11 protein-coding genes, 1 tRNA gene and 1 pseudogene are annotated in these 9,672 nt (G+C 64.1%); 8 read left to right on the forward strand and 5 right to left on the reverse strand.

Annotation, left to right across the window (positions count from 1 at the left end; translation table 11 throughout):
• Together ACSLE4_RS09515 and ACSLE4_RS09520 are read left to right on the forward strand one after the other, a co-directional pair.
• The coding region (locus ACSLE4_RS09515) for an L-histidine N(alpha)-methyltransferase (protein WP_435904231.1) at nucleotides 1-127 on the forward strand (127 nt) is incomplete at its 5' end.
• Between the two features lie 85 nt (nucleotides 128-212).
• Complete coding sequence (locus tag ACSLE4_RS09520) at nucleotides 213-1,466, forward strand: diphosphate--fructose-6-phosphate 1-phosphotransferase (protein WP_435904223.1); 1,254 nt, start codon at nucleotides 213-215, stop codon at nucleotides 1,464-1,466.
• 2 nt (nucleotides 1,467-1,468) lie between these two features.
• On the opposite strand, the gene speE is transcribed toward ACSLE4_RS09520, so the two are convergent.
• Together speE and speD are read right to left on the reverse strand one after the other, a co-directional pair.
• A complete protein-coding gene (gene speE, locus ACSLE4_RS09525; RefSeq protein WP_435904224.1) occupies nucleotides 1,469-2,326 on the reverse strand; it encodes a polyamine aminopropyltransferase in 858 nt (285 codons plus the stop codon).
• The gene (gene speD / locus ACSLE4_RS09530) at nucleotides 2,275-2,814 is read right to left on the reverse strand and encodes an adenosylmethionine decarboxylase (protein WP_435904232.1); all 540 of its coding nucleotides are present in this window, start codon (nucleotides 2,812-2,814) and stop codon (nucleotides 2,275-2,277) included. The genes speE and speD overlap by 52 nt, the downstream gene beginning before the upstream one ends.
• 195 nt (nucleotides 2,815-3,009) lie before the next feature.
• On the opposite strand from speD, the gene ACSLE4_RS09535 reads away from it, so the two are divergent.
• Genes ACSLE4_RS09535 through bcp form a run of 3 tightly spaced genes read left to right on the forward strand, consistent with a single transcriptional unit; the run spans nucleotide 3,010 to nucleotide 4,987 of the window.
• Entirely contained in the window at nucleotides 3,010-4,053 is a 1,044-nt protein-coding gene (locus ACSLE4_RS09535; protein WP_435904225.1) for an extracellular catalytic domain type 2 short-chain-length polyhydroxyalkanoate depolymerase, read from the forward strand.
• A 5-nt stretch (nucleotides 4,054-4,058) separates the two neighbouring features.
• Nucleotides 4,059-4,508 (forward strand): GNAT family N-acetyltransferase, encoded by a 450-nt coding sequence (locus ACSLE4_RS09540; protein ID WP_435904226.1) that lies wholly within the window; start codon nucleotides 4,059-4,061, stop codon nucleotides 4,506-4,508.
• Between the two features lie 11 nt (nucleotides 4,509-4,519).
• Nucleotides 4,520-4,987, forward strand: coding sequence for a thioredoxin-dependent thiol peroxidase (gene bcp, locus ACSLE4_RS09545; RefSeq protein WP_435904227.1), 468 nt, complete (start codon nucleotides 4,520-4,522; stop codon nucleotides 4,985-4,987).
• Nucleotides 4,988-5,011: 24 nt separating this feature from the next.
• On the opposite strand, the gene ACSLE4_RS09550 is transcribed toward bcp, so the two are convergent.
• Nucleotides 5,012-6,019 (reverse strand): toll/interleukin-1 receptor domain-containing protein, encoded by a 1,008-nt coding sequence (locus ACSLE4_RS09550; protein ID WP_435904228.1) that lies wholly within the window; start codon nucleotides 6,017-6,019, stop codon nucleotides 5,012-5,014.
• Nucleotides 6,020-6,133: 114 nt separating this feature from the next.
• On the opposite strand from ACSLE4_RS09550, the gene ACSLE4_RS09555 reads away from it, so the two are divergent.
• Nucleotides 6,134-7,597 carry a serine hydrolase domain-containing protein gene (locus ACSLE4_RS09555; protein ID WP_435904229.1) on the forward strand — a complete coding sequence of 488 codons (1,464 nt, stop codon included), beginning with the start codon at nucleotides 6,134-6,136 and terminating at the stop codon, nucleotides 7,595-7,597.
• Between the two features lie 69 nt (nucleotides 7,598-7,666).
• Here ACSLE4_RS09555 and ACSLE4_RS09560 read toward each other — a convergent pair whose 3' ends face one another.
• Together ACSLE4_RS09560 and ACSLE4_RS09565 are read right to left on the reverse strand one after the other, a co-directional pair.
• Nucleotides 7,667-7,843, reverse strand: a complete 177-nt coding sequence (locus ACSLE4_RS09560; RefSeq protein WP_158007768.1) for a hypothetical protein — start codon at nucleotides 7,841-7,843, stop codon at nucleotides 7,667-7,669.
• Nucleotides 7,844-8,045: 202 nt separating this feature from the next.
• Nucleotides 8,046-8,122, reverse strand: a tRNA-Arg gene (locus ACSLE4_RS09565).
• Nucleotides 8,123-8,260: 138 nt separating this feature from the next.
• Between ACSLE4_RS09565 and ACSLE4_RS09570 the strand changes: the two genes are divergently transcribed.
• Together ACSLE4_RS09570 and ACSLE4_RS09575 are read left to right on the forward strand one after the other, a co-directional pair.
• Nucleotides 8,261-9,286 carry an acyltransferase family protein gene (locus tag ACSLE4_RS09570; RefSeq protein WP_435904230.1) on the forward strand — a complete coding sequence of 342 codons (1,026 nt, stop codon included), beginning with the start codon at nucleotides 8,261-8,263 and terminating at the stop codon, nucleotides 9,284-9,286.
• A gap of 178 nt (nucleotides 9,287-9,464) precedes the next feature.
• Nucleotides 9,465-9,672, forward strand: a pseudogene (locus ACSLE4_RS09575) (hypothetical protein); the annotation flags it as partial.

Here is a 9,672-nt window from a genome sequence, read left to right on the forward strand (position 1 = left end):
CGAGAACTCGCATAAATATTCGTTGCCGGAGTTTCAGGCGCTGGCGCAAAGCGCGGGATGGCTGCCGGTCAAAGCGTGGACCGACACGGGCAATCTCTTCAGCCTACATCTGTTGCGCCGCGCTTAGCCGAGGCGAAGGCGGCGGCTATGGCGCCTTGCAACGAGGCGACGCTCCGGGGCATTGTGCCGCCTCAAAACCTAAGGAGGGGGGCGTGGCTGATCTTCCAAGCGGCAACGCGGTCATCGGGCAATCTGGGGGCCCGACCGCAGTCATCAACCAGTCGCTGGCGGGCGTGGTGGAGGGCTTGCAGCAAGGCTTGGCCGCATCCGGCAAGGTCCGGCAGATCTTCGGCATGCGCCACGGCGTGCGTGGCATCGCCAAAGGCCGCGGGGGCGACCTGGTCGACCTCACGCGGTTTACGGCGGAGCAGCTCGACGCTATCGCCCGCACGCCTTCCGCGGCGCTGGGCTCGACCCGCGACAAGCCGGACGAGGTCTATTGCGCGCAGATTCTCGAAGGCTGCCGCGACCACGACATCCGCTACTTCTTCTATATCGGCGGCAACGACTCCGCCGATACGTGCCGCATCGTCAATGAGAAGGCCGCGGAAGCGGGCTACGAGCTGCGCTGCTTCCACGTGCCGAAGACGATCGACAACGATCTGCGCGAGAACGACCACACCCCGGGCTTCCCGTCCGCCGCGCGCTTCGTGACGCTGGCGCATTTGGGGGACGCGCTGGACAATGCGAGCCTCGGGGGCATCAAGATCAATGTTGTCATGGGCCGCAACGCCGGCTTCCTCACTGCCTCGGCGGCGCTGGCGCGCGGCGCGCGGGAAGCAGACGCCGATCCCGCCAAGCGGCTCGCGCCTCATCTCGTCTACGTGCCCGAGGTGCCGTTCGTGATGGATGAGTTCCTGGCGGACGTGGACGCGGTCTATGCCGCACTCGGCCGCTGCCAGATCGCGGTGAGCGAAGGCATCCGCGATGCCGAGGGCAACGAGATCGGACCACAGCTCATGCGCTCGGGCGAAGTGGACGCGCACGGCAATGTGCAGCTCTCGGGTTCCGGCGCGCTCGGCGATGGCTTGGCGGACCTCCTCAAGAAGGGCCTGACGCCGGAAGGCGGAAAACCGCCGCGCGTGCGCGCCGACACGTTCGGCTATCTCCAACGCTGCTGGCCGGAGCCCTCCGCGGTGGACGCGCAAGAAGCGCGCGGCGTCGGGCGTCACGCGGCGGCGCTCGCGGCGGAAGGCGAGACGAGCGCCTCGGTGACCATCGTGCGCACGTCGAACACGATCGACAGCTACCGCAGCGCCTTCGGCCGCGCGGAACTTTCGGCGGTCGCACGTCACGCGCGGCACATGCCGGACGACTTTGTCGCCGGCCGCAACAATGTGAGCGCCGCGTTCTACGATTACTGCATGCCGCTGGTGGGCGACCTGCCGGAGTTCGAGCGACTGTAGATTTAGGACGCCTCGACCAGCTCGCGGATATAGGTCGGCAGCGCGAAGGCGGCGACCTGCATCTCCGGGCTCCAGTAGCGCGTGGGGAACGCGCCCGCCTTCTTGTAGCGCCGCGCGATTTTCGCGAGCTTGTGATTCCTCAGCTTCTTGTCGTCGGTGGCCCAGCCATAGGACATGGAGCCGCCGAAATAGCTCGGCGTGGTGGCGACATAGGCGAAGGCGTCGTCGAACAGGTCGCGAAAATAGGTCACGGACTGCTTGAGCTCGGGCCCCTGCAGAAAGGGCAAGCCGTTCTGGGTGACGAGGATGCCGCCGGAGGCGAGCGCGCGGCGGCAGTCCGTATAGAACTCCTTGGTGAACAGCACGGCGCCCGGCCCGATCGGGTCGGTGGAGTCCACCAAGATCACATCGAAGCGCTGGTCGGTTTCATGCACGAATTTGGTGCCGTCGGCGATGACCACTTTGGTGCGCTTGTCGTCGTAGGCGCCGCCCGAGACATCCGGGAAATGCTCGAGGCAGAGATCGATGACGCTGCGGTCGATCTCGCACAGCGTCGCGCTCTTCACCTCGGGATGCCGCAGCACCTCGCGCAGCACGCCCCCGTCACCGCCGCCGATAATCAAGACCTTCTTCGCCTTGCCATGGGCGAAGAGCGGCACATGCGCCATCATCTCGTGATAGACGAACTCGTCCCGGGTGGAGAGCTGGACGATACCGTCCAGCATCATCACCCGGCCGAAGTCCTCATTCTCGAAGATGATCAGCTGCTGGTGCTCGGTCTCGCTATCGAAGAGGATCTTGTCCGCCTTCAGGCGGACACGGAAGCCGCTATGGAGCGTCTCTTCGACCCACCGTTCCATCGCTGAAGTTCCTTGCCCCGAAGTTGCGTTTTGACGATCACCTTGTCGGGCGAGAACGCCTCTTTCATCACGTCGATGGTCGCGTTGGGATCGGCGTCACCGCACATGAAGACGTCGAGCGCGGCGTAACCGTACTCGGGCCAGCTATGGATCGAGATGTGCGACTCGGCAAGCACCGCGACGCCCGAGACCCCGCCATTCGGCGTGAAGCGATGCAAGTGAATGTGCAGGAGAGTCGCGCCCGCCGCATCCACACACCGCTTCAGGGCCTGCTCGATGTGGTCTAGATCGTCGAGCCGCTCAGCACGGACGAGATCGATGATGAGATGAGTACCCGCATAACGGACTCCGTCTCGCTCACAGAAAAAATCCTTGCGCTCCTCTCCCATTTCGGGATCGAGGCACCTGGAATGTGTTTCTTCCGTTTGGGCGGTGCTTGAACCATGATCCAAGTCCATCCCCAATTGGAAGAGGGCGTCACTGGACATGGCGTCCTCCCCAACCAGCAGATAGATCCAGACGAACACAGGGCACGTGCCCCGTTCGAATAAGAGGCGGTATTTGCACCCCGTGTTCTTCGTATGCAAGAGATTTCTGGTTTCCTGGGTCAGAATGACCTGCACGGCGTTCGTAAGAGTAATTGTGACAGCCGGCAGCGGCCTGCGAGCCGGGCGGAGAGCGCAATGGGTGTGAGCATTAAGGCAACGACCGGTTTCTTGGCCGCGCTGCTCCTCGCCTCCTCGGGCGCGTGCGCAGACCCCTTGCCGACGCTCGGCACGGCGCTGCCCGAGACCTCCGTCTCGGGTCTGTCGTCGGGCGCCTACATGGCCGGACAGATCGAGATCGCCCATGCCGAGAACATCGTGGGCGCCGGCATCGTGGCGGGAGGCCCGTTCGCCTGCGCCGAGTCGGCCAACTCGCGGCTGTTCCCCTTCTGGCCGACAGCCGTGATCCAGAACGCGGCCAAGGCGCTCCATAGCTGCATGGACACGACCATGGGCGTGCCGGACCCGGAGGCGCTGGTGGCGCGCGCGAAAGAGCTGGCGGCGGACGGAGACATCGCGCCGCTGGCGGCGCTCTCCGACCACAACGTCTATCTTTACTCGGGCAATGACGATCAGACGGTCACCCGCCCCGTGGTGGAAGCCGCGAAGGAGTTCTACGACAAGGCGGGTGTGGCGCTCGGCAATGTGACGCTGGTGAAAGGCGCGGGCGGGCATGCCTTCATCACGGAAGAAGGCGGCGCGGTCTGCGGGCTCTCGGAGGGGCCCTATGTCAGCGACTGCGATTACGACCAGGCGCGCGCGATCCTGGGATGGATGTATGGGCCGCTAGAGCCTGCTTCCGCGGAACCGCAAGGCGAGTTTTTCGTGTTCGACCAGGAAGCATTCTCCGAACCGGGTGACAGCTTCGCCGATGAAGGCGTGGTGTATATCCCGTCCACATGCCGGTCAGAGCCCGGCTGCCGGGTCCACGTGGCGCTCCATGGCTGCCGCCAGTCCCGGGAGAGCGTAGGCGACACCTTCATCAAGGACACGGGATTCGCCGAAATCGCCGATACCAACCGCCTTGTCATCCTCTTTCCGCAGGCAAGAGCGATCTCCGGGATCAACCCGGAAGGCTGCTGGGACTGGTGGGGTTATACGGGGCTCGACTATCTTGGCAAGGACGCCCCGCAGATCGCCGCCATCTGGGCCATGGTCGAACGCCTGGCAGAGCAGGAGTGAGGGCCGTGGACGACCAGCCGCTTGTCGTGATCTTCGAGGCGCCGCTCGGCTCCGACCTCTACCGGCAGGCTTTGCGTCTGCGGGAGGACATCTTGCGCGCGCCGCTTGGGCTCACTGTCTCCGATGACGAGCTCTACGACGACGGCATGCGCCAGCACTTCTGCGCGGTGACTTGCGGCGCGGTGGTGGGCACGGTCTCCTTGCGGCCGCTGGACGAGGCCACGCTGCACCTCAAGCAGATGGCAGTCGAGGAAACCAAGAGAGAGATGCGGGTCGGTGCACAACTGCTGGCCCACGCCGAAGCCTGGGCCGCACAAGCCGGCTTCCGGCTGATGATCGCGCATGCACGCGTCGGCGCCGAGGGCTTTTATCTGAAGCTCGGCTATGCTCAAGAAGGCGGCGCGTTCGAGGAGAACACCATCCCGCATGTGCGGGTCATCAAGCGGCTCGGCTAGGAGGCACGACAATGAGCGTAGACGTCGGCGACAAGGCGCCCTCCTTCACACTCCCCACGGACGGCGGCGGCGAAATCTCTCTGGACGACTTCAAGGGCAAGCCCGTAGTGCTTTATTTCTATCCGAAGGACGATACGTCGGGCTGCACGGCCGAGGCCTGCGCCTTTCGCGACGCGCTGCCCGATTTCTCCAAGGTGAAGGCGGAGATCATCGGCATCTCGCGGGACCCAGTAAAAAAGCACGACACGTTCAAGGAGAAGTACGCGCTCAACTTTCCGCTCGCCTCGGACGAAGAGGGCAAGGTCTGCGAGGCCTATGGCACTTGGGTGGAGAAGAGCATGTATGGCCGGAAATATATGGGCATCGAGCGCGCGACCTTCCTGATCGATCGCCACGGCGTCATCCGCGAGGTCTGGCGCAAGGTGAAAGTGCCGGGCCATGCCGAAAAGGTGCTGCAAGCCGCCGCGGCGTTGAAGTAGCGCAAGACGGTGCTGGGCGGCAAACTAGGCGAGAGCGAGCTTGCCCATGGTGCTTCTAAGGATCTCGAAATTGCGTTCGCGGCAATCGGCGAAGTTCACGAGCTGCAGCCACAAATCGAGGTCCCGACCCCAATCGCGCCAATAGATGGGAAACAGCACTGGCCGCTCCGACCTCTTGTTCCGCAATCGTGCCTGCATGAGTTCCTCGCGACATTCGGGAGAGGCGAAGTAAGAGGGAGTCAAGATCGTCACGATGGAGCTGCTTGAGCTGATGGCGCGGTCCAACTCTTCCTGCCAAGCTTTTCCTTTGTCGATGGCAAGCCGAAAGTCGAATACGCGCGTGGCGTCACCCCTCTTCTCCAACTCTTGCTTGACGCAATCGGCAGCCTCCGCATCAGCGCTCGAGAAGCTCAGGAACACGTCGAAGTCGTTCGCTCCACTTGTCTTGAGCGATGTGACCGGAAGCTTGGCCTTGAATGCCGCCATGGCCCCGGCAAGCTCTGCCGCCCGCCCCGGAATGCGCTCAATGATCTTTAGCTCTTTGATGGGGAGACCCCGCGCCAGCCAGTGCGTCGCCGCCTCCAGAATGGAACTCAGCATCTGCTCACCTGGCCAGCCTTGGTCACCGGTAGCCAACACAGGCATGGCCACAACTTGGCCCCGCCGGTCATCGAGAAAAGGGAATAGGCCTCTGAACAAGTTTCCGACCAGCTCAGGCGGCGTTCCCAACACACGCGGTTCGAAGCAAGCAATCTGCCCGATATTGAGGGATGCATCCTTGATCGGTTTCGAGAGCCAGAAGGCGCTTGTGGCTCTCAGGTCGTACAGTTTGCTGGTTGCGAGTTCACCGACCGAAACGCCGCTTCGATCAAGCGCGCCGATGAGGCTCGTCGTAGTCGGTGCGTAGTGGTCAGGGAATGCTGAAACGATCAGAATGTCCGCGTGCTGGTCGGGTGGGAGAGCGGTAATCTCGCCCCCATAGAGGGCAATGCTTCGGGTGATTGTGCCATCCGACAGGTCGATCTTGTCCAATAGCTTGACCATTACCCGCGCACCCCTGCTGGCACCTGCGCACGCTGAATGCTGACTCATTGGCCTAAGTACGGCAACCCTGGATAGGCTGCGGCTTTTATCAGAACCCCAGCCATGACCTTTCCCTTTCAGAACTTCATGGTAGAGAGCCGCATGCGTCTCGGCCTCTCCCGCAGTTTCTGGTTGATGCTGGCCCTCATCGCCCTCCTGACGGCGGCCGCAATCGGCCTGCCGCGTCTCTACCGCATGGCGCTGCTCGGCTCCGGCTACATGGCGCAGATACTGTGCTCCGGGATCTTCGTCTCCGGCCGGGACTTCGAGGACCTCATGACGGAGGATCTCTCGGGGCCTGGGCTCGAGGCCTTACGCCTGTTCACGCCGTCAGTCGACAAGGACGCCAAGGATGTCAGCGCCGCGGTGTTCGGGCTCGCGCGCCAGACCGCGCTCTACCGCGAGGGTCTCGGCTGCACGCTGATCGCCGGGCGGAGCGAGGCGGCGCTGCGTGCCGAGGCCGCCGGGCTCTTTCCGCCTGCCGCGCCGCCCGACCGCGACGCCGAGTGGCCGAGCGGCGCCCGCGTCACGGCAGGCCCCTGGCCCGAAGGCGTTGACGGGGCAGCGGCGGCCCGCGCCATCGACGAGATCTTCGCCGAGCCAGACCCGAAGCGTCCGCGCGGCACGCGCGCCCTGGTGGTCGTGTACAGGGGCCGCATCGTGGCCGAGCGCTACGCGGACGGCTTCGACGCACACATGCCGCTGATCGGCTGGTCCATGAGCAAGACGGGAACCAACGCGCTCGTGGGTTTGCGGGTGCAGGACGGCGCGCTTGCTCTCGACGACACAAGACTGATGCCGGAATGGCAGGAACAAGACGACCCGCGCGGCGCCATCACGCTGAACGAGCTGATGCGCATGACGAGCGGGCTCGCTTTCGACGAGAGCTATGACGACAAACTCAGCGACGTGTCGCAGATGCTGTTCGTACACGGCAACACGGCGGGCTTCGCCGCCTCGAAGCCACTCGTCCACGAGCCTGGAACGGTCTGGTCCTATTCGAGCGGGACCACCAGTATCATCGCCGCGATCTTGCGCGAGACATTCGCCGACGCGCGCGATTATCTGCGCTTTCCGCACGATCGCCTGTTCGCGGCGCTCGGCATGCGCACGGCGGCGCTCCCGCCCGACGCCTCCGGCACGTTCATGGGCACCTCGTTCCTCTTCGCTTCCGCACGGGACTGGGCGCGGCTCGGGCTGCTCTTCGTGCAAGACGGGATGTGGCGGGGGAAACGCCTCTTGCCGCCGGGCTGGGCCGCCTATTCGCTAAGGCCGACGCCGCAATCGCCGCATGACGACTACGGGGCGCAGGTCTGGCTCAAGCTGCCGGATTCTCCCGGGCATGGCGAGCCGCCCATGCCGGAGGACGCCTTCTACATGTCGGGCTATGACGGGCAGGTCGTGGCCATGGTGCCGTCACGCGATCTCGTCGTGGTGCGGCTCGGACTCACGCCCAAAGGGGGCGACTGGGAGCCGGCCCGCGACCTAGCGCCGCTGGTGAACGCCTTCCCGGCGCGGGCGCCATAGACGGCTGGCGCCAAAAAAGAGGGGCCACAGCGCCGAAGCGATGCAGCCCCGCTCTTGGATGAACCAAGATTACTCCGCGGGCGTCTCCGCCGGCGGCTCAGCCATAGAATCGTCGGGCTTGGCGGGCATTTCCTCGGCCGGCTTCGCCGGCTCCGCCGCCTTCTCTTCACCTCCCCCGCACTGGTTGGCCGACAGGCCGACAAGCGCAATAGAGGCCGCTGCGGCAATCAAAAGAAATCTGCGCATGTCATCGGTCTCCTCGTTGCACGCGCCTCTTGTTTCGGGCTCAAGTCTTCGTGGCGCGGGTGCTGCGAAAAATAGCCGACTGGCGGGGCGAAAACCATAGCCCCTCTTGACTATCCCCAGCCATCGCGGGCGATGAATTCTTGCGGGGGACTGCGAAAACCACCGGTTTTCGTCGCCGATCAATCGCTTATGAGACGAGTTATGGCGCACCCGAGAGGATTCGAACCTCTGACCTCTGCCTTCGGAGGGCAGCGCTCTATCCAGCTGAGCTACGGGTGCCTGGCGCGGACCCTAGCCAAACCCTCAAAGTTAAGCAACGGCGGCCGTCTTGACCCTCATATCGGCTCTTGCCCGCTCCTTGCAACGCATCCCATCGGCGTCCCGCGGCGGGACGGACCGAGGAGATTTGCGCGGGCCATGGAGTTGAACCCGAAACGGGTGGCGTGGGTCGATTACGCCAAGGGATTCTGCATCGTCATGGTGGTGATGATGCATTCGACCCTGGGCGTGGAGACCGCTGCCGGCGAGGAGAGCTGGATGGGGGCTTTGGTCGCCTTCGCCAAGCCGTTCCGCATGCCCGATTTCTTTCTCATTTCGGGACTGTTCCTGGCCCGGGTCATCGATCGGCCCTGGCGCTCCTATCTCGATACCAAGGTGGTCCACTTCGCCTACTTCTACATGCTGTGGGTCACGATCCAGTTCGCCTTCAAGGCGCCGGGTATCGCCGCCGAGTTGGGCTGGGGTGGCGTCGCCCAAGCCTACGCGCTCGCCTTCATCGAGCCGTTCGGCACGCTGTGGTTCATCTATCTGCTGCCCATTTTCTTCGTGGTGACCAAGCTCATGCGCGACGTGCCGCAAGCCATGCTGTGGTTCGCCGCGGCGTTCCTGCAGATCGCCGACATACACACGGGCTGGATTGTGATCGACGAGTTCTGCGCCCGCTTCGTCTATTTCTACTCGGGCTACGTGCTCGCGCCCTACCTGTTCGACTTCGCCGAGACGGTGTTCGCCCATCAGCGTGCGGCCCTGCTGTTCCTTTCCTCGTGGGCCCTGTTCGAAGCCGTCATGGTGTTCGGCGGCTATTCCGAGCTGCCGGTGGTCAATCTCGGCTTGGGCTTCTTGGGCGCGCTCGCCGTTGTGGCGGCGGGGGTCCTGCTTTCCGCGCGCTCTTGGGCGCTGCCCTTGCGCTACGCGGGGGAGAACTCGATCGTGGTCTATCTCGCCTTCTTTCTGCCGATGGCCGCCACCCGCACCGCGTTGCTCAAATTCGCGCCGGATCTCGATCTCGGCACCGTCGCGCTCATCGTCACGACCGCAGGCGTGGTCACGCCGCTCATTTTGCATATGCTGGTGAGGAACACGCAACTACGCTTCCTGTTCAAGCGGCCCGCTTGGGCGAAGCTGCGGCCTCCGGCCGAGCGCCGCGCGGTGGCCACCGCTTGAGCGCTTCCCGCCGGCAACCTTAATCCTTCCCTTATCCTCGTTTAGCCCTGCGCCGTTCCGCGGTTCACCGCCGTCCCACGCGCGGGCTCTAGGCGGTTGACGAGCCCCACGCGTGACTTGACGCGCCGGGGCATTGGCGTAGGTATTTGATCAAGCGACGCAAAAGCTGGGCGAGCCTATGACTGGCAAAGAAAAGTCAGACAAGAAGAAAGTCCTCGTGCTCGGCGGCGGCTTCGGCGGCGTCTTCGCCGCAAAGTCTCTGGATAAGCTCGGCCGCGGCACGGTCGAGGTCGAGCTCATCAACAACAACAACTCCTTCGTGTTCCAGCCTTTGCTGGCCGAGGTGGCGTCCTCCAGCATCAACTCTTCCGACGCGGTGGTGCCGC

Origin of the sequence: Methyloceanibacter sp. (assembly GCF_051306395.1) — a bacterium.
Classification (GTDB): domain Bacteria; phylum Pseudomonadota; class Alphaproteobacteria; order Rhizobiales; family Methyloligellaceae; genus Methyloceanibacter.